The organism is Flavobacterium sp. HNIBRBA15423 (assembly GCF_052655965.1).
This window is the reverse complement of record NZ_CP199751.1, coordinates 277,965-301,901: the sequence shown is the minus strand read 5'-3', so window position 1 is coordinate 301,901 and position 23,937 is coordinate 277,965. Positions and strand designations below refer to the sequence as shown.

The window sequence follows — 23,937 nt, the reverse complement described above, 5'->3', positions numbered from 1 at the left end:
AATTTAAAAAATTTGTTTTAATATTTCATTTAACTGTTGGTATTCCATTAAAAAAGCATCGTGACCGTGAATGGAATTAATAATGTAATGTTTGAAGTTTTTGTTGTTTTTCTGCATAGATTCATATTCTACCAAATCGTTTTGGAACAACAAATCAGAATTAATATTGATGGCATGAATTTCTAATTTTGCATTGTCCAAGAACTGATTGAGATTAAAGCCATTTTTAACAATATTTATAGTTCCCAGTAAATAGTTCATTTGTTTATAAGCATTTAAAGAAAATCTATCGGTAAGCAAAATTCCATGATAGGATAACCAATCGTTTACTGTATAAATATTTCCTTCTTTGGCATTTTTAAAGCGTTGATTAATAGATTCAGGAGTTCTATACAAGAGCATTGCATGTTTACGAGCTACTGAAACTGGATTTTGACTTTGATTTAAAATATCATCTTGAATGCCTACATTTGCAATTACCCAATCACTAGCAAAATAATGTGTTGCAATAGGTACTAGCTTTTGAATTCTACTAGGGTACAAAACTGCCATTTCCCAAGAAATTCCACCTCCTAAACTACCTCCTATTATTGCATAAAGTGATTTAATCTTGATTTTTTCTAATCCTAACCAAAACAGTTTAGCAATATCTAATGTTGAAACTTCTTTATAATCTAATGACAATTCATTTCTGATTTCAAAATCATTTCCTGGAATATTAAAGGCAACTACAGTATATTTATTTAAATCTATTATATGACCATAGTCAATTACATTTTTCCACCAACCTTTTTCTCCAGACACGTTTGAATTTCCTGTTAATGCATGATTTACTAAAACAATTGGTGCATCACCAACAGGCTGTCCAAAAACCTGATAAAACAATTGAATATGATTTTTTCGCTTTTCATTTTCTAGAACAAAATCTACAATATCTATTTTTTTTAACATGCTATCTTTTACTGATTTATTGACTGTAACAAACTATAAAAAGAGCCTTTGACTTACATAAGCCAAAGACTTCTTTTAAACAACAAACCTAACCGTCAATTTAATTTTAAACTAAACTCACCGTATCATGAACACTTACTAAATCTACTTCAATAGGTGTCGTATTTACTAAATTATCATAAACTGGACATCGACTTTCAACAATCTCTAACCAATTTTCAAGTTGTTTTTTACTAATTTCTGCATCCAATTTTATAATTACTTTTAATTTATTAAAACCAGCCCTTGCATCAGTTTCTCTTCCATAAAATTTATCTACGTTTATATCTCCAGACACATCAACTTGCAAAGATTTATAATCGATTTTTAATTCTTTTGCTACAAGTGAACCAACTGCATTTACACATCCTGCATAACCAGCCAACAAATATTCTATAGGACTAGGTGCATCTAAATCTGGATGATTTTTATTTTTACTGATTCTTATATCGTGATTTTCAGTTTTAATCAAAAACTGTTCGTCTTTTTTTGCTCTACCATATATGGTTACTGTTTTTGTACTCATAATTATACTTTTAATCCGTTTTTAACTGTTACGAATGCCTCTTTTAAGTCTGCTTTTAAATCTTCGATATCTTCTAAACCGACTGACAAGCGAATTAAATCCTGAGAAACACCTGTTGAAGCTTGCTCTTTTTTGGAAAGCTGTTGGTGAGTTGTACTAGCTGGATGAATGATTAATGATTTTGTATCTCCAATATTTGCTAAGAGTGAGAATAATTTTGTTTGGTCTACTACTTTTTTTGCTACTTCAAAACCGCCTTTTAAACCAAAAGTTACGATACCACTTTTACCATTTGGCAAATATTTATCGGCTAAATCTTTGTAAGCTGAAGAATCTAATCCAGGGTAATTCACCCATTCTACTTCTTCTTGTGTTTGTAACCATTCTGCTAAAGCAAGTGCGTTTTCAGAATGTTTTTTAATCCTAATTTCCAAAGTTTCTAATCCTTGGATAGTTTGAAAGGCATTAAACGGACTTAAAGCCGCGCCAAAATCACGCAATCCTTCAATTCTTACTTTTGCAATAAAAGAAGCTGCACCAAGGACCTCATAATATTTCAATCCGTGATAACCAGCTGATGGTTCTGTGAATTCAGGAAACTTACCATTACTCCAATCAAAGTTTCCTGCATCGATAATTACACCTCCAAGTGAAGTTCCATTACCAGTAATATATTTAGTTAAAGAATGAATTACAATATCTGCTCCATGTTCAATTGGGTTTAATAAATAAGGAGTTGCTACTGTATTATCTACAATAAAAGGAACTTTGTAATCGTGTGCTTCTTTAGCTATCGCTTTTAAATCTAACACATCTAATTTTGGGTTACCTAAACTCTCAGCGAAAAAAGCTCTTGTGTTTTCTTGAACAGCCTTTTTAAAGTTTTCAGGATTTGAAGGATCAACAAAAGTAGTAGTGATTCCTAATCTTGGTAAAGTAACACTCAACAAATTGTAAGTTCCACCATATAAACTACTAGAAGCAACAATATGATCACCTGCTTTTAGTAAGACTAACAAAGCCGTTGAAATAGCTGCTGTTCCTGAAGCCGTTACCACTGCACCAATTCCTCCTTCTAAAGTAGCTAATCGTTGTTCAAGAACATCATTTGTTGGGTTGTTTAATCTTGTATAAATATAACCTGCTTCAGACAGATTGAATAAGTTTGCTGCGTGATCTGAATTATTGAAAACATAAGATGTTGTTTGGTAAATAGGAACTGCTCTTGTTCCACCATTTTTAGTAACATCATGACCTGCATGTAAAGCATTAGTTGCGAATTTTTGAGTACTCATAATTTTTTGATTTAATTGTTTTTTTTATTTTATTATTTGAAATTCATTAAAAAACCCTTTTGAAACTATTTCCAAAAGGGTTCAATTTTTAAACATAACTAAAGTTTAACTATTATCTTTTGGACATATTAAGGAGGTGCGCACATGCACATCATCATTATAAAACACATTTTATCTATTTTTTCCATTTTTATATTTTTAAAACAATTTGACATAAAAAAACCTCTGCTTTTCACAGAGGTTGTATTGAAAATTTATTTTAAATTATGCAATAGTTCACCTCTGTGGAATTTTCCACATCATATAACACATATTGCAAATAATTGTTCTCATTTTTTCTTTTTTATTACGTAGCAAATTTAGAATAAAATTCTATATATAAAAATTAAATAGTGTTGTTTTCTAAATTTTATTATTTTAATATACTATAATAGATTTTAATTCTAAATTAAATCAATTGAACCATAAAATAATTTACAACTTAAATCATTTATAGTTTTATCCAAAAAGGCATTTTAATTTATTCCAATAACCTAACCTCTTTTTGTTCTTAAAAGTTTCTGTTATTTTATTTAAATCATTCAATTTTTGTTGAAAATTCCCTTTATGATTAGCTCTAAATTGATTTAACACATCTAAACTTTTTTCTATATCATCAGGAATTACTTCTGTGAAATATTCTCTCATTCGCTTTGCTAAAACGGGAGATTTACCATTAGTTGAAATAGCAATTTTAAGACTTCCTTTATTTACAATTGAACCTAAATAAAAGTCACATAAAGCAGGTTGGTCTGCAGCATTTACCTTAATTCCTTTAGCTTTAGCTAAATTTCTTACTTCTAAATTAACTTCTGAACTATCAGTGCCAATAATAACAAAATCTTTATCTTCTAAATCGATTTCTTGAAAAGGTCTTTCAAATGCATCAATATTAGAATAAGATCCTATAATTCCTTTTAATTTTGGAATAATAATCGTCCCTACAATTGTAATTCGAATAGCAGGATTTTGTTTTAATAAAGTTTCTGTCTTTTCCAAACCTACATTTCCAGCACCTACAATTAAAAAGTGTGCTGTTTCGGTTTTAAGAAATACTGGAAATAAGGTATTACTCATATTTTCATTAATTTAAAATAGTTCGAAAAGCAAAATCTCCAAAAGTTTCATTTTGCAGTTTTCCTTTCACGTATTTATCCAATAAAACATCTACTTCTTCTAAAATTTGAATTTCCGATTGTTTTTCTTTGTACAAAACATTTAAACGTTCTCCAAATCGATCTCCACCCAACATGAAATTATATTGTTCAGGTCCAGTTCCAATGAAACCTAGCTCTGCTACATAAGGACGACCACAACCATTAGGACAACCTGTCATTCTAATTGAAATTTCTTCATTACTTAAATTATACTTTTCTAAAAGAGGCTCAATTTTCGTTACTAAAACTGGTAAATATCGTTGCGCTTCGGCTAAAGCTAAAGGACAAGTAGGCAAAGCCACACAAGCCATTGAACTTTTTCGTAAAGCACTTACCGCAACATCAATATTATATTGTTTTTGAAGGATTTCAATTTTGGTTTTATCTAAATCATTCACCTCACCAATAATTAGATTTTGGTTGCCTGAAAAAATAAAATTGGACACTTTTAATTTTGCTACTTCATGTAAAAATTCCTTTTGATTAGGTTTAATTACACCATGTTCTACAAAAAGTGTGTAAAACCATTTCCCTTCTTGATTTTGCTCCCAGCCATAACGATCATTTCTTTCTGTAAATTGAAATGGTCTTGCTGGCTCTAATGCAAATCCGATTCGCTTTTCTAATTCTATTTTAAAACCTTCCACCGTTAATCTATCAACTGTATATTTTAATCTTGATAATTTTCTATCAGAACGGTTACCAAAATCTCTTTGGACTGTTAATACTTCATAAATCGTTTTTAGGGTTTTCTCTTCTGTATCTGTAAAACCAATTATATTTCCTAACCTTGGATAAGTATTTTCATTACCATGTGTTGTTCCAAGTCCTCCACCAATTGCTATATTAAATCCTTTTAATTCATTATCTTCAATAATTGCAATCAAGCCTAAATCATTGGTGAACAAATCCACATCATTACTAGGAGGAATTGCAATTGCAATTTTAAATTTTCTTGGTAAATAACAGTCTTCATATAATGGATCTGCTTCAGCCGAACGTTCATAAATTTTTTCTCCATCTATAAAAATTTCATAATATGATTGTGTTTTTGGTAACAATAATTTTGAGATTTTATCTGCATAATCATGAATTTGTTTATGTAAAGGAGACAATTGTGGATGCGCTGACACAATTACATTTCGATTCACATCTCCACAAGCTGCTATTGAATCTAATTTTGCTACATTAAATGATTGTATTGTTGGTCGTAACTGATGTTTTAACAAACCATGTAACTGTAACGTTTGGCGTGTAGTTATTTTTAATGTTCCAGTTCCATATTGCTCTGAAATATCATGTGTTGCTAACCATTGATCTGCTGTAATTTGTCCTCCTGGAATTCGCAACCGAATCATAAACGAATAAAGTTTGTCTAATTTCTTTGCTGCTCTTTCTGCTCGTCTATCTCTATCGTCTTGCACATACATACCATGAAACTTTACCAAAGTCTCATCATCTGGACGCACATTTCCAGTGTGGTTATCTAAATCTATACTTTCTTTTAACGTACCTCTAAGTCCGTCGCTTTTTGTTTTAATATATTCTACTGATGATAATTTATCGCTCATTTTGTTTTTTTTTAGTAATTAGTGATTAGTCCTTAGTGATTAGCCTCTACTGAATTGCTTATTTAAAAGCTTATTACTAAGAACTATTCACTTTTTAATACACGTCTTTTTGATATTTTCCTGATGTTTCTAAATCTTCTAGTATTTGTTTTGCATCTGCTGTAGAAATGTTTCTTTCTTGAGATAAAACTTCTATAATTGTGTTTTCAACATCATTACTCATTGGATTTTTTTGTCCACAGATATATAAACTTGCTCCATTTTCTAGCCATTTATTGAACTCGTTAGCTTTTTCACGAATACGATCTTGTACATAAATTTTCTTTTCTTGGTCACGAGAAAAAGCAGTGTCTAATTTAGTCAGCACTCCTGTTGCAATCCATTCTTGAATTTCGGTCTGATAATAAAAGTCTAATACAAAATGTTGTTCTCCAAAGAATAGCCAATTTCTACCTTCAGCTCCAGTTGCATCTCTATGTGATATAAAACTTCTAAAAGGAGCAATTCCTGTTCCTGGACCAATCATAATAACATCAGTTTCTTCATTTGGTAATCTGAAATTTTGATTTTTATGAATGTAAAATTCTATAGCTTCATTTTCTGAATAATCGGCTAAAAACTGAGAAGCCAAACCAGTTTTAATCTTTCCGTTTACTTTGAATTTGTTCAAATTTACCGTTAAATGTACTTCCCCATCATGTGCTTCAACCGAAGAAGCAATTGAATATAGACGTGGAGCAATTGGCAATAAAATTTCGAGTAAATCTTCAATTTGAAACGTTTCAGGTTTTGAATACAATTGGAACACATCAATCAAATCTGCTTTCTCAAAAGTAATTTCAACTTTCAATAATTTTCCTAATTGCTCTAATGAACGCTTACTTAATCCTTTTATATTTAGCTCTAACAACCAATTTTCAATAGTATTTTTTTGTTTTTTTAATACTATCTCCTTTTTCCCATCTATTTTAAAATAATCAATAACAAATTGAATATCAGATAATTTATTTTTTGGCACAATCCCTAAAGCATCACCAGGTTCGTAAATTATTTCATCCTCAGAAACAATTTCTATATGATAGGTTTCTTTATTTGAACCTTTATCATTTAAAATAATTTTATTACTAATTTTCCCAGTGTAATTCTTTTTATGTTCTAAAGAGGTTTTTATCGTTTCAACCACTACAGACTTTTCTTGATTTTTGAATACTGCTTGTAAAGCTTGTTCCCAATTAAGAACTTCTGGTGCAAAATCGACATCAGCTTTTACTAATGGTAATAATCGTTTTGCCCCTTTTTCAAATAAAACCTCATCTAACAAAACTCCTGCATGACAAAAAAGTGGATAAGAAGTATCTCCTAAACCAAAAACAGCATAAGAAACGTGCTTTAAATCCAGATTAGTAGTCTTTAAATATTCATAAAACTGAACTGCATTTTGCGGAAACTCACCTTCGCCTTGTGTACTCATGATAAACAAGATTAATGTTTCTTTCTCTAATTTTACTTTATCAAATTGAAACACGTCAACTGCTTTAGCTTGAATTTTATTTTTTTTAAATGTCGTTAACAACTGCGATGCAATTTTTTTAGAGTTACCTGTTTCTGTTCCATAAATAATTAATGGTTTAACTGCTATATTTTCAGAAATTGGATTTGAAGGAGTTTGAATCCCAATTTTATTTCCATCTAAATAACCTGCCAAATACCCTTTAGTCCAGATTATTTCTTCATTTGAAGCATTTTGCACTAATTGTTGCAATAAATTTAATTTAGTATCAGATAGCATTTTGAAAAAGTATTTTATGATTATCGAAATAAGATTCTGTTTTATTCTTTTCAGAGAACCAAACAAATTTTTGATGAAGATTTACCACATTTCCTATGATTAATAATGTAGGCACATATTCAAACTCTGGTAATACTTTGGTTTTTAATTCTTTAAATTTATAAACAATTGTTTTTTGATTGGGAGTTGTTGCTTGTTGTACGACAGCAATTCCTTTATTTTTATCAATCCCATTTTCTAACAAGTAACTTGTCAAAGTATTTAATCGTTGTCCACTCATATAAAAAACAAGCGTATCTTCAGTTCTTGCCCAATCTTTCCATTGATTCTCAGTTACATTTTTCAAATCATATAGAGTAAGAAAACGAACACCTCTTGAATATTCTCTTGCTGTCAAAGGAATTCCAGTATAAGCAGCCGCTCCAAAAGCAGCAGAAATACCTGGTATAATTTCATATAAAATTCCATTTTCAATCAAGACATTCAATTCATCTAAAACATTGGAAAATAAAGAAACATCACCTCCTTTTAATCTTAGAACAAGCTTTCCCATTAAAGCAAACTCTAGCATTAATTCATTAATATCCTTTTGAGGTGTATGAATTCCTTTTGAGCATTGCTTACCTACATAAATAACCTCAGCATCTTTTCGAGCATATTCCTCTACTAAAACTGGAGACACTAATCGGTCAGTTAAAACAACATCTGCTATTTTAAGATATTTTAGTGCTTTTAAACTAATTAAATCGGGATCACCTGGACCAGCACCAGCCAGAATTACCTTCCCTTTGTTTGAAATTTGTATCATATTTGATTTAGAAAAAAACATAGAAACCCTAACCCTAGTCTAAAACTGAGTAAAAATCCTATACTAATTATTGATTTTTTTTAGAACAAACCTTCTACCGAAAGATATCGTTCCCCTGTATCATAGTTAAAGGTGAGAACAACTGCATCATCGGGTAAAGTTTTTATTTTTTTTGCAACAGCAGCCAACGAAGCTCCTGTTGAAATGCCTACAAAAATTCCTTCTTGTAATGCGCTTTTTCTAGCATATTCAAATGCATCTTCTTTTGAAACTGATATTACTTCATCAATAAGACTGGAATGATAATTTTCAGGAATAAAACCAGCTCCAATTCCTTGTAAAGGATGTGGTCCAGGAGCACCTCCACTTAAAACAGATGACAGTTCAGGTTCCACAGCTACCACTTTTAAATTTGGAAATTTTTTCTTTACAATTTCAGCAACTCCTGAAATATGACCTCCAGTTCCTACACCTGTAATGATATAATCTAAGCCATCAGGAAAATCTTCTATGATTTCAAGAGCAGTTGTTTTCTTATGTGCTTCAACATTTGAAGGATTTTCAAATTGCGAAGGAGACCAAGCATTTGGAATTTCTTTCACTAATTCGGAAGCTTTTTCAATAGCTCCCTTCATTCCTTTTTCTTTTGGTGTTAATTCAAATTCTGCTCCATAAATTTCCATTAATTTTCTTCGTTCTACACTCATCGATTCTGGCATGACTAAAATTACTCTATATCCTTTTACAGCAGCTACCAAAGCCAAACCAATACCTGTATTTCCTGATGTAGGTTCAACAATAACACTATTTTTATTCAACAATCCTTTTGCTTCAGCATCTTCAATCATTCCTAATGCAATACGATCTTTTATACTTCCTCCTGGATTTGCTTTCTCAAGTTTTATCCAGATATTTTTGGCCAAGCCATACATTCGATTAATTCTTATTACTGGTGTTTTTCCAATAGTTTGTAATATATTTTCTGTTTTCATAAGTTTTTTATATACTAAAATTAATAGGCTCTGGAAATTTATTTTTTGATTTTACAATAATCTCACTTTTATGATAGACTAACGTCTGTGCTTGAATAGATTCGGTAATCCAAACATTTCCTCCTATCACAGAACCTTTGCCAATGACGGTTTTTCCTCCTAAAATAGTAGCATTAGCATATATAATTACATTATCTTCAATTGTAGGATGTCTTTTTTCTTCCGCTTTATCTTTACTTACACTCAATGCACCAAGAGTTACACCTTGATAAATTTTTACATCATTACCGATATTTGTCGTTTCACCAATTACAATTCCTGTTCCATGATCGATAAAAAAACGCTTTCCTATAGTAGCACCTGGATGAATATCAATTCCTGTTTTCCCATGTGCATATTCTGAAATTACTCTTGGTAAAACTGCAACTCCTTTATTCCAAATAGCATTTGCAATTCGGTAAACGACAATAGCAAAAAAACCGGGATAAGCTAATAAAACCTCATCTTTTGATTTTGCAGCAGGATCAAATTCAAGAATAGTATTCAAGTCATCTAACAAATCTTGATGAATCTCTATTAAATCATTAAAAAATGAGTTTGCTAGTACTGTTTTATTCTGAGTACCTACTTGTGATAAAAACAACTGTAAATCAAGACTTAAAGCTTCTTCCTTTTGTTGAAATAATTCAACATCTGAACATTCACCTTGTTTACAAAATAGCCATGCAAATAAATCTTCTACCCAATTTTCAATTTTCTTTTTGGTTATAGAAACTGTTTTTTCTGAACCATTCTTTTGAAACAAAACATCGCTTATGGAAGTTAACTGACTCATATAAATTCTTTTTATAAAAACATTAAAGCACCTACTGTATTATAACTAGTCTCATCAATTAGAATGGCATTTCCAGATTTTGGATTATGAGTAAATGCATCAAAAAATAGAGGTTGGTTAGTTTTTAATTTTATTTGCGCTATATCATTTAGCTTAATTTCATCTGCTGGAACAAATTCCCAATCATTCACATTCCATTTTTGATTAATAGATTGAATTTTTACTCTAACAGTTTTAAAACGATGTTGTAATAAATATGTCTTATCCAATTGCATAGCGCTATCATCTAACCAAGAAATCCAAGTAGAAATTTCATTTGAAATTGTTGGTAACTCCTCTTTTTTCACAATTGTATCACCTCTACTAACATCTATATTATTTGAGAAATGCAACACCACATTTTCCCCAGCAATTACTTTTTCAACTGTTATATTATTTTTCTCAATTTTAGAAATTGTTGTTTCCATATTGGCTGGTAAAACCAAAATTGTATCTCCTACTTTATAGCTTCCACTCAAAACCAATCCAGCATAACCTCTATAATCATGGTATTTTTCATCTTTTGGTCGAATAACCCATTGCACCTGAAAACGAGAAGCTAAATTTATGGTGGAAACAACTTCAATTTCTTCTAAGGTTTCTAAGAGTGATTGTCCCTGATACCAAGATGTTCTTTGTGATTTTAAAACTACATTATCACCAGCCAAAGCACTTATTGGAATATAGATTATCTCTGAATAATTTAATTCCGATTTTATTCTTTCAAAATCAACTCTAATTTGATTAAAAATTTCTTCTGAATAGTTTACCAAATCTATTTTGTTAATGGCCAAAATTACTTTTTGAATTCCCATTAAAGAACCAATGCTCGCATGACGTTTGGTTTGTTCTGTAATTCCTTTCCTTGCATCTACTAAAATAATAATCAGATCAGAATTTGAAGCTCCCGTAATCATGTTTCTTGTATATTGTTCGTGACCTGGAGCATCTGCAATTATAAATTTTCTTTTTTTAGTTGAAAAATACTTATACGCTACATCAATTGTAATACCTTGCTCTCTTTCTGCTCTTAATCCGTCAGTAATTAAAGATAAATCAATATCTATTCCTTCTTGTTTGGTTTGTTTTTGTAAAATTCCCAATTGGTCTGTGTGAATAGAATCAGAATCATACAATAATCGACCTATTAAAGTACTCTTACCGTCATCTACATTTCCTGCTGTTATAAATCGTAATGTGTTCATTTTTTTTAGTTATCAAGTTTAAAAATAGCCTTGTTTTTTTCTGTCTTCCATCGCAGCTTCTGACAATTGATCATCAAGCCTTGTTTGTCCCCTTTCACTTATTCTTGTTTGAATAATATCATCTATAATGTGCTGAATAGTTTCTGCATTAGAAGATACCGCAGCTGTACAAGTCATATCTCCAACAGTTCTGTAACGGACTTTTTCAGTTACAACCACATCACCATTAAGTGGTTGTATAAACTGTGAAGTAGCAACTAATCGATCTTGGTGAACTATACATTCTCTCTCGTGAGCGAAATATAAACTTGGCAATTCTATATTATACTTTTGAATATAATTCCAAACATCTAATTCTGTCCAATTGCTAATAGGAAAAACACGTACATTATTTCCTCTTTGAACTTTACCATTTAAGATATTCCATAATTCTGGTCGCTGTAATTTTGGATTCCATTGTCCAAAATCATCTCTTACCGAAAAAATACGCTCTTTAGCTCTAGCCTTTTCCTCATCTCTTCTTGCTCCTCCAATACAAGCATCAAAACCATTTTCTTGAATAGCATCTAAAAGAGCGTATGTTTGTAAGGCATTTCTCGAAGGGAAACGACCTGTTGTTTCTTTAAGATTATACTTCACAATACTCTCTTCTACAGAAGCAACAATCAATTTTTCTCCAATAGCATTTACTAAATAATCTCTAAAGGCTAATGCTTCTGGAAAATTGTGACCTGTATCGATATGCACTAAAGGAAAAGGAAGTTTACTAGGTCGAAATGCTTTCAATGCCAAATGCACTAAAACAATAGAATCTTTTCCTCCTGAAAACAAAAGTGCAGGGTTTTCAAACTGTGCGGCAGTTTCCCGAAGTATATAAATTGCTTCGCTTTCTAATTGTTCTAAATAATCATTATTATTGTTTATCATTTGTAAATCTTATTTCTATTTATTTTTTCACTTTAAAATTTTAACCAAAAAAAAACCTCTGCGATTTGCAGAGGTTCAATTAGCTTTTATATTTAAAATATTAATTTTTAAGCAATAGAGTTTCTCTGCGGAATTTCCACATCATACAACACATATTGCAAACCATTAATTTCATTTCTTTATTTATTGAGATATTTGAGAAGCAAAACTAGATAAATTTTCTAAATAAAAAAATTAATTAGTTGTTTTTTCTGTTTTTTACTAATTAAAAACAAAATATTAGATTTATAATCTATAATAAACTTAGTTCTATTTAAAAAAAACTATCATATGATATCTATGCCATTTTTAAAAAAAGTGTTAATTAATTTTAAAAATAAAAAGTTTCTCTTTTATATTCAATTTGATTTCATAAATTTGCCACCAATAATATAAGAGGAAAAATTTGAACTGATTGCAACCTCTATTTTGAATACTGAATTTAAAGTTTAGATTTTAAAAAAAGTTTCTCAATAAAAAAATGCTAAAGCAGTAAACTCTACTCCTTTAGTCTTTTATTTCTGCAATTCAAATTCCTCGCTTAATCAAAAAAAAGAATATGGCATATTTATTTACGTCAGAATCTGTGAGTGAAGGACACCCAGACAAAGTAGCTGACCAAATTAGTGACGCATTAATTGATAACTTTTTAGCATTTGATCCAGAATCGAAAGTAGCTTGTGAAACCCTAGTAACAACTGGACAAGTAATTTTAGCTGGTGAAGTAAAATCTAACACTTATTTAGATGTTCAACATATTGCAAGAGAAGTAATTCGTAAAATAGGTTATACCAAAAGCGAATATATGTTTGAAGCAGATTCTTGTGGAGTACTTTCTGCGATACATGAACAATCTGCTGATATTAACCAAGGTGTTGACAGAGCTACTAAAGAAGAACAAGGAGCTGGTGATCAAGGTATGATGTTTGGTTATGCAACTAATGAGACAGAAGAATATATGCCTCTAGCCTTGAAACTTTCTCATGAAATTCTTCAAGTTTTAGCTGACTTAAGAAGAGAAAACAAAGAAATCACTTACTTACGTCCTGATGCTAAATCTCAGGTAACTTTAGAATATAGCAATGACAATAAGCCTGTTCGTATAGATGCTATTGTAGTGTCAACACAGCATGACGATTTTGCTGATGAACCTGTAATGTTAGCAAAAATCAAAAAGGATATCATTGAAATTTTAATCCCAAGGGTTATTGCTAAAAATCCTCAATATGCACATTTGTTTAATGATGCTATTAAATATCATATCAATCCAACTGGAAAATTTGTTATAGGTGGACCACACGGAGATACTGGTTTAACAGGTAGAAAAATTATTGTTGATACTTATGGTGGAAAAGGAGCACATGGTGGTGGTGCTTTTTCTGGAAAAGACCCTAGTAAAGTAGATCGTTCTGCCGCTTATGCTACAAGACATATTGCTAAAAATTTAGTAGCAGCTGGTGTAGCCGAAGAAATTTTAGTACAAGTTTCTTATGCTATTGGTGTAGCCGAACCAACTAACATTTATGTAAATACTTATGGAACAAGTAAATTATCGCTAACTGATGGTGAAATCGCTAAAAAAGTAGCTGAAATTTTTGATATGCGTCCATATTTTATTGAGCAACGTTTAAAACTAAGAAATCCTATTTATAGTGAAACAGCTGCTTACGGACACATGGGTAGAAAACCTGAAACTGTAACTAAAACTTTTTCTGCACCTGGTGGAAATGAAAAAACAATAACAGTTGAATTGTTTACATGGGAAAAATTAGACTTTGTTGATAAAATTAAAAGTGTTTTCGGATTGTAAAAACAACACTTACTCCTAATGCGATTTTAGATTCTGAAATAAATTCAGAATGACATAAAAGGCCTGATTCTTATCTTGAATCAGGCTTTTTTTATGCTTGAGCTACAACATATATTATATCTTGAGATTATGAAAGTTTGCTTTTAGTAATTACAGTAGATTTGACAACTTTTGAAAAGTTGTCAAATCTTATGGTGTTTAGAAATTCATAACATGATTTATAGCCCCGATAGGAACGGCATCCTTTTCTTTTTTCCTAAAAAAGAAAAGATAGAGTGGATAGCGGGACAGATTTCTACTAAATGATTTAGTGTGTGCTCCTAAAAAATAAAAACAAGCATAAAAATGATTACAAATTATATTTCAAACTCAAAATAAGGTATCTTGGTTGAATAAAATAGCTTGAAAAATTACTAATTCCTCCTATTTGATTAAAGCTATTATTATTTAAAGACTTAGTATCTAATATATTTGTTCCAGAAAGTTTGTATTCCCACTTACTATCTTTTTTCTGATAAATTAAACTTGCGCTTAAAAAATCATATTCATTATCCACTGATTTCGATTTATTTCTATTGTGATTAAATGTGTAATCGGAAACAAAAGAAAATGCATCTAAGAAATAATATTCTAATCCTATTGTTGGACTATCAGTATAAAAAATATCTGTAAAGTTATCGTTTATGGTATAAGTATAACCCAAAGACAAATTAGGAATGGTTTTATAATTTGTAGAAAACTTTACATTATAATTTTGAGTAAATGATTCTGTTGACTGAATTTCAGTTGGATTATTATCTGGATTACTATCAGCATCTGGAAAAACTCTAATGTTATTAAATTTACTCCAATTCATACTTAAACCAGCTGAAGCTTTGTAATATCTTGCAAATGAACGCCCATAATTAAATGCTCCAGAAATAGATTCATCTGCAAAATTTGACGGTAAATTTACTGATGAAGATGTTTGAAAAACAGTATTTAATAAAGCTCTACTTTTAATTGCATCAATTTGTTTCGTATAATTTAAGTAGCCAAAAATATTTTCGAAATTAAACATATTGTACTTAAAATATCTAATGCTGTGATTCTGCGATAATGAGTTTTCTAAATCTCGATTACCACTAAACAAACTATTATAGTTTGAAAATATATAACCTTCTGCTAACTTAGTAATATCTGTGAAATTATTCTGCAGTGAGAAATTATACGTTACTGTTTCTGATTTTTTTATTTGATATAATGCATAAACATCTGGTAAAAAACGATTGAAATTCATTGTATTTGAAGAACCTAATTGAGTATCTTTAGTACTATAATTATGAACACTAAAACCAGGATTAAATGTAAATTTTCCAGTTATAAATTTATAATGTAAACCTACAAAAGCATCATTAAACGCATAATTCACATTATTTTTTGTTTCATCAATTAGATTACTATTAATAGTTTGATTATCTAAAATTTGAAAAATTGTTGAATTAAAATTCTGATAAGAATAAGTGTTTCCAATTGTTACATTAATATTACTTTTTGGAGTAATCATATAATAATAATCTCCTTTTATATCCAGTTTATTTGTCTTAACAAATCTATCTTGATTGATATTATATAATGATTGTGCTTGAAAATCGATTATTGGAAAAGGATTATTTGCTAAAATTGCATTATAAAATGGGTCTTCTTCTTGATACAAATGTTGGGCTTCAAAAGCAAAAACACTTTTATCATTAAGAGTATAATAATAATTGAAATTCTGATTCAACGAAATAGGGTTTTGTTTTTTAGATGTGTAAATATCACCTAAGACATTAGAAATTGACGATTGGCTTTCCTTTTGATTAGAAAACTTCAGTAAAGCATCATAGTCTACATGTAATTTATCAGAAGGTACATAACTTGAACTTAGCTTCAATAAAGTTTGCATTGTTGTTTGATTAGACAAATCTTCTGTAGTTTCATCTTGTAAATCACCGTCATTTGGTCTATCTGTAATAGATACATTTCTAGTATTTGTTTTATTTCCTAGAACAATTCCAAATCCGCTAAAAGTTAAGGCTTTTGAAGGATTATAACTAAAATTTGCTGCTCCAAACTTAGTATCAATATTTGCTGCCTGGTTATTATTTAAATTGCCAATTCCTAAATCATTTGAAGAAATATTAAAATTAGAACCACCTTTTCGCATCATATTTCTAAAGCCACCTGTAAATTTAAAATAATCACGAGTCGTTAATGGCAACTCACCAATATTATTAAAATTACTAATAACATTAATACTTATTTTAGGATTATAATAGAATAATTTTGGATTAATTAAATAACGACTTTCTTCATGACCTACTCCTATTCCTGCAGTCATATCTCCAAACCAAAAGTTCTTTTTACCTTCTTTTAATTTAATATTAATAGCGACATTTTCTTCATTATTTTCTAATCCTCTTAAATTAGAAACTTCATTATAATTTCTTAAAACTTGAATTTTATCTAAAGCATTCGCTGGTATATTTTTGGTAGCAATTTTGGTATCACCATCAAAAAAATCTTTCCCTTCTACCATTATTTTTTGAACCGATTTTCCCTCAACAGTAATTTGTCCTTCTGAATCGACTTCCACTCCTGGTAATTTTTTCAATACATCTTCTAATTTGCGTTCAGTCCCATTTGTAAAGGAATCTGAATTATAAATAATAGTGTCACCAGAAATTGAAACTGGCATTTCGTAAACCACTTCTACATCATTTAATTGAACTCCTTGTGACATTTTAATGTCAAAATTCATGTTTTCAGCAGTAGTTTTTATGTTTTTTTCAAAAGTTTGAAAACCAATGTAACTCGATTTGATTTGATAAGTAGTGTTAGCTTTTAAATTCAAAGCAAACTTCCCTTTTTCATTCGTAATTGCATAAGCATCCATAGTTTTGGTTTCGCTATTAATAGCCATTACGTTGGCCATTTCTAAACCAAGTCCAGTACTATCTTTTACAATTCCTTCCAAACGGATGTTTTGTGAAAGACTTGAAGAAACAATTGAAAACAAAACAGCAAGAAGTATATATTTTTTCATTTAATTTTATAGTTACAAAAAGCTTAACTAAGTTTGATTTTATTTTTATTACACATTTTTCTTAGTAAAGGCTTTTATTTTTTTATAAAAACAAGATTGGATTTGTTGACTTATTTATCATTAATTCAGATAATTTAAGTTCTTCAAAATAGTCAAATTCAAATACTATAATTTGAAATATATGTTTTTCAGACATCATTAAAACCCTCTTCCTCTACCGTTTCCCCCTCTTTGACCACCATAAATTTCTCTCATCTCTTCCATTTTCTTCTTCACGATTTCGTCATATTCTTTCTGTGTAACCTGTTTCCCTTTGGTTGGTGCTTTAATTTCTACTTTTTCTTTAGAATTTAATACAATTTTAGAACATAATAATATTGTAGTTCCGTCATTTACTTCTAGAATTAAACCAGGTAAACCCCAATACTTATCAGGACCTTGATTAATAGGAATTTCAGGACAATACCATGCTGTTATAGTCTTTTCTTTTATTTGTTCTATATCATCATTTAAAAAATTAGTTTTCTTATTAGTATTTATAGAATCTTTCTTTTTTTCTTCTTTTACTTTATCATCATCATTTTTATTACCTCTCATTCTAAAATTCCTAAAATCTGTAGCATCTGTTTGTACAACAGCAGTAGCTTTAAAACAAGTATAATCTCCTATTTTTTTTGATTCAGAGCTCATTTGCCATTTATAACTTGGCAAACTGTCTTTTACCAAAAATTCTTTTCCAAATACTTCCTTATCAACAGCATAAATTTTGTCTTTTACATCTTTATACTGTGTGCCACCACCACCCATCATAGACATCATCATTCTACCTCTTCCTCCATCTTGACCTGGAGCATCTAATTTTTCTTCTTCTTTATAGATAGAAGCCGATTTGTTAAAATTTAGAACAAATGTTTTTTCAAACATTTTTCTCATTCTCTCTTCAATGTTTTTTTGCATTTCAGGAGTAATTTCTCTATTACCACCAAAATTCTTCATTATTTCTGCAGTACTTGTTTTAGACTCATACACTGCTGTGCCTTGAAAATCCTGGGCATAGAAACTTATAGAAGTTAAAAACAATAAAACTATAGCTATTTTTTTCATTTTTATTTGTTATTGATTACTTATATAGACTCAAAATCTGCTTTTTGTTACATTAAAATAGCATAATATAAAGTTAAAATATTATCTTTAGAATCAATTTAATGTAAAAGGTTTAATCTTCTTTGAATGAAATTTAAATTTACCATTTGGATTTTGAGTCTAACTTTATCCATTTTCTCCCAAGAAAAAATAAACACTACACTTATAGATTCTATAACTCTTGAAAACAAAATCGTTTATGAGATTAATGAACAGGGTATTTATTACAGTATCAATAATGAGTTTTATAAGAAAACCAAAGACAAAGAATTTAATTACACCAATATAACTTTAGGAAATTTAACATCTGTTGATCTATATAATCCTTTACAAACTGTTTTGTTTTATAAGGACTTCAACACTATTATTCTTCTAGATAGTCAATTGAATGAAACTCATAGAATTGATGGAAATAAACTTGAGACCATTGTCAATTTTAATCACATTGGACTAGCAATACAAAATCAAATTTGGTTTTATGACACTTTAAGTCAGAAAATAGGTTTATATAATTTTAACACAGATTCTTTTAAGTTTATTTCAACACCTTTAACTAGCAAAATAATTCAACATGCTACCGATTACAATTATTTTTATTGGATAGATGAAGATAACATTAGCTATACGATTTCCATTTTTGGAAAAATAAAGACTTTAGGAAAATTACCTTCTTATGAATTAATTCAAATACTGACTGAAGAAAATTATATTATTAAAAAGGGGGAACAACTTTATTTATTTAAAAAGAAAGAAGACAAAATGTATGAAATAAATATTTCTAAAAAATCATTTGATAAATTCTATTATAAAAATGGAATTTTATCTATTTTTACCCCAAATAAAGTTATTAACTATAAAATACTTTTACCCTAATGCATATAGCAGTTGCAGGAAATATCGGAGCAGGAAAAACAACATTAACAAAATTATTAGCCAAACATTTTAAATGGGAAGCTCATTTTGAAGACGTAGTTGACAATCCTTACTTAGATGATTTTTATCATCAAATGGAACGTTGGAGTTTTAATTTACAAATTTACTTTTTAAATAGTCGCTTTAGACAGGTTTTACAAATTAGAGAATCAGGAAAAACGACTATTCAAGATAGAACAATTTATGAAGATGCTCATATTTTTGCACCAAACCTTCATACCATGGGTTTAATGACGAATAGAGATTATAATAATTATAAATCTTTATTTGATTTAATGGAGGGTTTAGTTGGTTCACCTGATTTGTTAATCTATCTAAGAAGTTCAATTCCTAATTTAGTAAGCCAAATTCACAAAAGAGGAAGAGACTATGAGAATACCATTTCAATTGAATATTTAAGTCGTCTTAATGAAAGATATGAAGCGTGGATTGAAACCTACGATAAAGGGAAACTAGTTATTATAGATGTTGATAATATTAATTTTGTTGATGATCCTGAAGATTTAGGAAATATCATTAACAAAATAGATGCTGAAATTAATGGATTATTCTAATTATTTTTAACAATATTTTTTAATGCCACTTTTGTGGCATTTTTTTAGCTGAAAATGAAAATATAGTTAACAAACTATACTGGCTGGAAAATAGGTTTAATCTAAAGTATCAAATAATGTTTTTATCTTTATATTTTCCGTTGGTTTTGAGAGTGTAATTATATATACTTGATTGGGCAACATATCAAAAAAATTATTACTAAAATGGGTATTTTCCATAGATGACAAATACACATTTTTAGCCAAAACATTGGACGTAACTTCAATAGTAAATTTGTCTATTTTCTTTATTGTAATCGTAGGTCTCTGTAAAATTAACTCTTTGGGTTTAACCCAATAAAAAATAGTATTTGCCTTTATATTTTCCGAAATAAACTCAATAAACAACAAAGATTTTTTTAAGTTCTTTTTATTTATTTCTCTCTTAGAAAAAGAAAAATACACTTTACTTGAATTGGCTTCCACTTTTTCATCTACTATTTTTTCAGACAATATTTTCCCATTAAAATCGATATTTTTTATTACCAATTTCCCTGAAATATTTTCTAAATTATCGTTAATTACATAAATTTTATACTTGTCTCTATCTTCTTCAACTGAAAGAATAAGGTTTTCATAACTGTTTTTTACTTGATAGTGAAAGGCTTTCCAATTTCCTAAATAATCTACCGAACTCCATGAAGTAACTGGCCAACAATCGTTTAATTGCCAATATAATGTTCCCATACAATTGGGTTTTGCTCTTCTGTGTGCTTCAATAGCCGTTTTCATTCCTTTAGCTTGAAGTAATTGGGATACATATATATAATTTTCAAAAGATTTTGGAATTTTATAGTCACGTTTCATATATTCCTCGATTGTTTCATAACCAACAGGATGTTTTTGGTGATGTTTTACCGTTTTGGATTTTAGATTCAACTCCTTTTCACTTGCAAAAATCTTAAATGTTTCCCTATTAGGCATACCTTGAAAACCATACTCGCTCATAAATCGTCCTACCTTTTCTTCATAAACTTCAAAAGGTTCCTTTCCCCACCAAACTCCCCAATAATGAGAATCTCCTTGTTGCATACTTTCTTTTCTTCCCCAACCAATTGATGGCGAAGATGGCCAATATATATTCTTCTTTTTAGAAAGCAAACTATCCAATGTTTTTGGAATTAATTGATGGAATAATTTCTCATAATTGTTCCAAATTGTAGTTGAATCTGCCACTGAGTAATTGTATTGTTTTTGCCAACCCCAATTTTTCCATGCTTCATCAATCTCATTATTGCCACACCAAATGGCTAATGACGGATGATTTTGTAGTTGGTTAACATTATCTATTATCTCTTGTTTTACATTTTCTAAAAACATCTTATCTACTGGATACATAGCACAAGCAAACATAAAATCTTGCCAAACTAAAATTCCATTTTTATCACATTCATCATAAAAAGTATCATTTGCATAAACTCCTCCACCCCAAACACGAAGCATATTCATATTAGCATTAACCGCATCTTTTATTCTAGCTTTATAAATAGAATCGGAAACTCTTGGCAAAAAACTATCATCAGGAATATAATTAGCTCCCTTCATAAAAACTGGAATTCCATTAAGCTTAAAATAAAAACTAGTTCCAATTTTATCTTTTTCTTGAATTAATTCAATAATTCGCAACCCTATGTTAATATTTTTTGTGTCAATTTTTGTATTAACATCCATTACATTAATTGAAAATGGATATAGATGAGCTTCCCCCATGCCATTACACCACCAAAATTTTGGGTTTTTAATCTCATATTTCATTAAAACTTCATTCTTCCCTTTCTTCAAATTAAACACTTGAATAGAATCGTTTATTTCTAATGAAATATTTTTTGCTTTAGAAGTTTCAATTTGAGTTACAAATTCTAAAATTGCCTTGTTTTTGTTAAGCTCAAGTTGATTATACTTTATATTTATAATTTTTAGTTCTTGCCAAAAATTAAGTTTCACCCCTTTCCAAATTCCTGCTGTTACAAATCTTGGACCCCAATCCCAACCATATTGATATTGTGCTTTTCTAGTGAAGACTTTTTCGTCTCCTGGCAAAATATAATTTAATTTTTTAGCTTCCTTTTTCCCTTCAACTACAGCCGATTTAAAAATAATTTCTAATACATTTTCTCCTTCAACCAAATAATTTTTCACAGGAATTTCCCATTTTCGAAACATATTATTGGCTTCAAGGATTTGGTAACCATTTAAAAAAACTAAAGCATAAGTATCTAATCCATTAAATTGTAAGTCGATATTTTCATAATTAATTTCAGCGTTTGAAATTGTAAAGGAAGTTTTATAGTTCCAATTTTCATTTTCTATCCATTGCAAATCTTTTTCATTTGTACCAAAAAATGGATTCTCAATTATTTGATTCTGTAACAAATCCGTGTGAACAGTTCCTGGTACTTTTGCAGGCAACCAATTTTCTTTGCTTTCTTGTTTAAATTTCCAATCTTCTTTATCTAAACTACGTTGTTTATTTTGACTCCAAAGAATCATTGGTAAAAAAAATATTAAAAGAAGTTTATGCATTCAGAATTGCTTTTAATTTTTGAATTTCGATTGGATTCGCGATTTCAGTAGCATCTATAATAGCTGAAGAATGAAAGAAAGAAGCTTTTGTTTTATGTAGTATTTCAGTTAAATTGGATGAACGTAATCCTCCACCAGACATTATATTTATTCTGTTATTTGCTTTTTGAACTAATACTTCCAATTGATTGATTCCATCATTAACATTACTTGCATTCCCTGAAGTTAGAATAGTTTGAAAACCACATTCTATTATTTCTTCTAAAGTCATCAAAGGGTGTAAAACCTCATCAAAAGCTCTATGAAAAGTACACGGAAAGGGGTTAGCTAATTCTACTAATTCTTTATTTTGAGTTTTATTAACCGTATTGTCTTCACTTAAAATTCCGAAAACAAATCCTTCTACATTTAACTTTTTAATCTCAATAATGTCATTTTTCATAATTTCAAACTCAACCTCAGAATAGACGAAGTTTCCTCCTCTTGGACGAATCATAACATATAATTCAATGTCTAATTTATTTCTTGCTTGTTTAATCAGTTCTATTGGTGGTGTTGTTCCTCCAAGATTCATTTGAACGCAAAGTTCAACTCTATCTGCACCATTTTCTTGAGCAATTAAAGCTGAATCTAAATTAAAACAAGCGATTTCTAATTTTGGCATTATTTCAAAAAATAATCAGAATCTATTAATTTATTTCCTAAATTATCATTAACGGCAAAATTAAATCCACTTTGAATACAATACGCACCATATTCTCCTTTTTTATTTAAAGCAATAAAACCTACTTGAATATCTTTAAGATTTTTATTTCTGTTTTTAGTCAGTTTTACAATACGAGCAACTGCTTCTTCACAAGCTTTTTGAGGAGATTTTCCTTGTCTCATTAATTCCACTACCAAATGACAACCTACAATTCTTATAACCTCTTCACCATGACCTGTTGCGGTTGCTGCTCCAATTTCGTTATCAACATACAAACCTGCACCTATAATAGGTGAATCTCCTACTCTTCCATGCATTTTAAAAGCCATTCCGCTAGTAGTGCAAGCACCTGAAAGATTTCCATGACTATCTAAAGCTATCATTCCTATAGTATCATGATTTTCAATATTTGCAATAGGTTTGTACTCGCTAGATTTTAGCCATTCTTTCCATTCCTTTTCAGAATCTTCAACTAATAAATTTTCTTTTTCAAAACCTTCTGACAAGGCAAATTGCAATGCTCCATCTCCAACCAACATTACATGTGGTGTTCTTTCCATTACTGCTCGTGCTACCGAAACAGGATGCTTTATATGTTCTAAAGCTGCAACTGAACCTATATTAGAAAATTCATCCATAATACAGGAATCTAGTGTTACTTTTCCATCTCTATCTGGTCTTCCACCAAATCCAACACTTCTTTCATTTGGATCACCCTCTGGAATTTTCACACCTGCTTCTACTGCATCTAATGCTCTTCCTTTATTTTTAAGAATTTCCCAAGCTGCTCCATTTGCTTGTACACCAAAATTCCAAGTTGAAATTACTATGGGTTTATTTACTTTGTTATTTTCAACAATTATTTCTTCCTCATTCGACTTAAATGAATTTAAAGCTAAACCTACAGATGCAACTGCAGTAGTTTTTAAAAAATCTCTTCTATTTCCCAT

At 29.7% G+C, this 23,937-nt stretch carries 19 protein-coding genes; 3 read left to right on the top strand and 16 right to left on the bottom strand.

What is annotated here, in order from left to right; genetic code table 11:
* Nucleotides 1–3: 3 nt before the first annotated feature.
* The 11 genes from ACULEV_RS01265 to cysD all read right to left on the bottom strand — a co-directional run bounded on the left by ACULEV_RS01265 (nucleotide 4) and on the right by cysD (nucleotide 12,173).
* Entirely contained in the window at nucleotides 4–951 is a 948-nt protein-coding gene (locus ACULEV_RS01265; RefSeq protein ID WP_445456882.1) for an alpha/beta fold hydrolase, read from the bottom strand.
* 106 nt (nucleotides 952–1,057) lie between these two features.
* Nucleotides 1,058–1,516, bottom strand: coding sequence for an OsmC family protein (locus ACULEV_RS01260; protein WP_445456881.1), 459 nt, complete (start codon nucleotides 1,514–1,516; stop codon nucleotides 1,058–1,060).
* Between the two features lie 2 nt (nucleotides 1,517–1,518).
* Complete coding sequence (locus tag ACULEV_RS01255) at nucleotides 1,519–2,811, bottom strand: O-acetylhomoserine aminocarboxypropyltransferase/cysteine synthase family protein (RefSeq protein WP_445456880.1); 1,293 nt, start codon at nucleotides 2,809–2,811, stop codon at nucleotides 1,519–1,521.
* Nucleotides 2,812–3,309: 498 nt separating this feature from the next.
* Nucleotides 3,310–3,927, bottom strand: coding sequence for a precorrin-2 dehydrogenase/sirohydrochlorin ferrochelatase family protein (locus ACULEV_RS01250; RefSeq protein ID WP_445456879.1), 618 nt, complete (start codon nucleotides 3,925–3,927; stop codon nucleotides 3,310–3,312).
* A gap of 7 nt (nucleotides 3,928–3,934) precedes the next feature.
* Nucleotides 3,935–5,578 carry an NADPH-dependent assimilatory sulfite reductase hemoprotein subunit gene (locus ACULEV_RS01245; RefSeq protein ID WP_445456878.1) on the bottom strand — a complete coding sequence of 548 codons (1,644 nt, stop codon included), beginning with the start codon at nucleotides 5,576–5,578 and terminating at the stop codon, nucleotides 3,935–3,937.
* Nucleotides 5,579–5,672: 94 nt separating this feature from the next.
* Nucleotides 5,673–7,367 (bottom strand): diflavin oxidoreductase, encoded by a 1,695-nt coding sequence (locus ACULEV_RS01240; protein WP_445456877.1) that lies wholly within the window; start codon nucleotides 7,365–7,367, stop codon nucleotides 5,673–5,675.
* Nucleotides 7,357–8,175: a uroporphyrinogen-III C-methyltransferase gene (cobA, locus tag ACULEV_RS01235; protein ID WP_445456876.1), complete on the bottom strand. Its 819-nt coding sequence runs from the start codon at nucleotides 8,173–8,175 to the stop codon at nucleotides 7,357–7,359. Before cobA ends, ACULEV_RS01240 begins: the two co-directional genes overlap by 11 nt.
* Before the next feature lie 80 nt (nucleotides 8,176–8,255).
* Nucleotides 8,256–9,167: a cysteine synthase A gene (cysK, locus tag ACULEV_RS01230; RefSeq protein ID WP_445456875.1), complete on the bottom strand. Its 912-nt coding sequence runs from the start codon at nucleotides 9,165–9,167 to the stop codon at nucleotides 8,256–8,258.
* Nucleotides 9,168–9,174: 7 nt separating this feature from the next.
* Nucleotides 9,175–10,002, bottom strand: coding sequence for a serine O-acetyltransferase EpsC (epsC, locus tag ACULEV_RS01225; protein ID WP_445456874.1), 828 nt, complete (start codon nucleotides 10,000–10,002; stop codon nucleotides 9,175–9,177).
* Between the two features lie 11 nt (nucleotides 10,003–10,013).
* Nucleotides 10,014–11,246 carry a sulfate adenylyltransferase subunit 1 gene (locus ACULEV_RS01220; RefSeq protein ID WP_445456873.1) on the bottom strand — a complete coding sequence of 411 codons (1,233 nt, stop codon included), beginning with the start codon at nucleotides 11,244–11,246 and terminating at the stop codon, nucleotides 10,014–10,016.
* Nucleotides 11,247–11,264: 18 nt separating this feature from the next.
* Nucleotides 11,265–12,173: a sulfate adenylyltransferase subunit CysD gene (gene cysD, locus ACULEV_RS01215; protein WP_445456872.1), complete on the bottom strand. Its 909-nt coding sequence runs from the start codon at nucleotides 12,171–12,173 to the stop codon at nucleotides 11,265–11,267.
* 598 nt (nucleotides 12,174–12,771) lie between these two features.
* Here cysD and metK point away from each other — a divergent pair.
* Entirely contained in the window at nucleotides 12,772–14,022 is a 1,251-nt protein-coding gene (gene metK / locus ACULEV_RS01210; protein ID WP_445456871.1) for a methionine adenosyltransferase, read from the top strand.
* A gap of 349 nt (nucleotides 14,023–14,371) precedes the next feature.
* On the opposite strand, the gene ACULEV_RS01205 is transcribed toward metK, so the two are convergent.
* A complete protein-coding gene (locus ACULEV_RS01205; protein WP_445456870.1) occupies nucleotides 14,372–17,089 on the bottom strand; it encodes a carboxypeptidase regulatory-like domain-containing protein in 2,718 nt (905 codons plus the stop codon).
* A 198-nt stretch (nucleotides 17,090–17,287) separates the two neighbouring features.
* On the bottom strand, nucleotides 17,288–18,193 hold the full coding sequence (locus ACULEV_RS01200; RefSeq protein WP_445456869.1) for a GLPGLI family protein: 906 nt from the start codon (nucleotides 18,191–18,193) through the stop codon (nucleotides 17,288–17,290).
* Nucleotides 18,194–18,319: 126 nt separating this feature from the next.
* Here ACULEV_RS01200 and ACULEV_RS01195 point away from each other — a divergent pair, with 126 nt between their 5' ends.
* A complete protein-coding gene (locus ACULEV_RS01195) occupies nucleotides 18,320–19,105 on the top strand; it encodes a hypothetical protein (RefSeq protein WP_445456868.1) in 786 nt (261 codons plus the stop codon).
* Nucleotides 19,105–19,719, top strand: a complete 615-nt coding sequence (locus tag ACULEV_RS01190; RefSeq protein WP_445456867.1) for a deoxynucleoside kinase — start codon at nucleotides 19,105–19,107, stop codon at nucleotides 19,717–19,719. The genes ACULEV_RS01195 and ACULEV_RS01190 overlap by 1 nt, the downstream gene beginning before the upstream one ends.
* A gap of 96 nt (nucleotides 19,720–19,815) precedes the next feature.
* Here the strand turns inward: ACULEV_RS01190 and ACULEV_RS01185 are convergent, their stop codons facing one another.
* Genes ACULEV_RS01185 through ACULEV_RS01175 form a run of 3 tightly spaced genes read right to left on the bottom strand, consistent with a single transcriptional unit; the run spans nucleotide 19,816 to nucleotide 23,937 of the window.
* Entirely contained in the window at nucleotides 19,816–22,281 is a 2,466-nt protein-coding gene (locus tag ACULEV_RS01185; protein WP_445456866.1) for a beta-mannosidase, read from the bottom strand.
* Nucleotides 22,274–22,945, bottom strand: coding sequence for a copper homeostasis protein CutC (locus tag ACULEV_RS01180; protein WP_445456865.1), 672 nt, complete (start codon nucleotides 22,943–22,945; stop codon nucleotides 22,274–22,276). The genes ACULEV_RS01185 and ACULEV_RS01180 overlap by 8 nt, the downstream gene beginning before the upstream one ends.
* Complete coding sequence (locus ACULEV_RS01175; protein WP_445456864.1) at nucleotides 22,945–23,937, bottom strand: isoaspartyl peptidase/L-asparaginase; 993 nt, start codon at nucleotides 23,935–23,937, stop codon at nucleotides 22,945–22,947. Before ACULEV_RS01175 ends, ACULEV_RS01180 begins: the two co-directional genes overlap by 1 nt.

Coding starts and splice junctions, on each gene's coding strand:
- ACULEV_RS01265 (WP_445456882.1), bottom strand. CDS start 951: ATGTTAAAAAAAATAGATATTGTAGATTTTGTTCTAGAAAATGAAAAG.
- ACULEV_RS01260 (WP_445456881.1), bottom strand. CDS start 1,516: ATGAGTACAAAAACAGTAACCATATATGGTAGAGCAAAAAAAGACGAA.
- ACULEV_RS01255 (WP_445456880.1), bottom strand. CDS start 2,811: ATGAGTACTCAAAAATTCGCAACTAATGCTTTACATGCAGGTCATGAT.
- ACULEV_RS01250 (WP_445456879.1), bottom strand. CDS start 3,927: ATGAGTAATACCTTATTTCCAGTATTTCTTAAAACCGAAACAGCACAC.
- ACULEV_RS01245 (WP_445456878.1), bottom strand. CDS start 5,578: ATGAGCGATAAATTATCATCAGTAGAATATATTAAAACAAAAAGCGAC.
- ACULEV_RS01240 (WP_445456877.1), bottom strand. CDS start 7,367: ATGCTATCTGATACTAAATTAAATTTATTGCAACAATTAGTGCAAAAT.
- cobA (WP_445456876.1), bottom strand. CDS start 8,175: ATGATACAAATTTCAAACAAAGGGAAGGTAATTCTGGCTGGTGCTGGT.
- cysK (WP_445456875.1), bottom strand. CDS start 9,167: ATGAAAACAGAAAATATATTACAAACTATTGGAAAAACACCAGTAATA.
- epsC (WP_445456874.1), bottom strand. CDS start 10,002: ATGAGTCAGTTAACTTCCATAAGCGATGTTTTGTTTCAAAAGAATGGT.
- ACULEV_RS01220 (WP_445456873.1), bottom strand. CDS start 11,246: ATGAACACATTACGATTTATAACAGCAGGAAATGTAGATGACGGTAAG.
- cysD (WP_445456872.1), bottom strand. CDS start 12,173: ATGATAAACAATAATAATGATTATTTAGAACAATTAGAAAGCGAAGCA.
- metK (WP_445456871.1), top strand. CDS start 12,772: ATGGCATATTTATTTACGTCAGAATCTGTGAGTGAAGGACACCCAGAC.
- ACULEV_RS01205 (WP_445456870.1), bottom strand. CDS start 17,089: ATGAAAAAATATATACTTCTTGCTGTTTTGTTTTCAATTGTTTCTTCA.
- ACULEV_RS01200 (WP_445456869.1), bottom strand. CDS start 18,193: ATGAAAAAAATAGCTATAGTTTTATTGTTTTTAACTTCTATAAGTTTC.
- ACULEV_RS01195 (WP_445456868.1), top strand. CDS start 18,320: ATGAAATTTAAATTTACCATTTGGATTTTGAGTCTAACTTTATCCATT.
- ACULEV_RS01190 (WP_445456867.1), top strand. CDS start 19,105: ATGCATATAGCAGTTGCAGGAAATATCGGAGCAGGAAAAACAACATTA.
- ACULEV_RS01185 (WP_445456866.1), bottom strand. CDS start 22,281: ATGCATAAACTTCTTTTAATATTTTTTTTACCAATGATTCTTTGGAGT.
- ACULEV_RS01180 (WP_445456865.1), bottom strand. CDS start 22,945: ATGCCAAAATTAGAAATCGCTTGTTTTAATTTAGATTCAGCTTTAATT.
- ACULEV_RS01175 (WP_445456864.1), bottom strand. CDS start 23,937: ATGGGAAATAGAAGAGATTTTTTAAAAACTACTGCAGTTGCATCTGTA.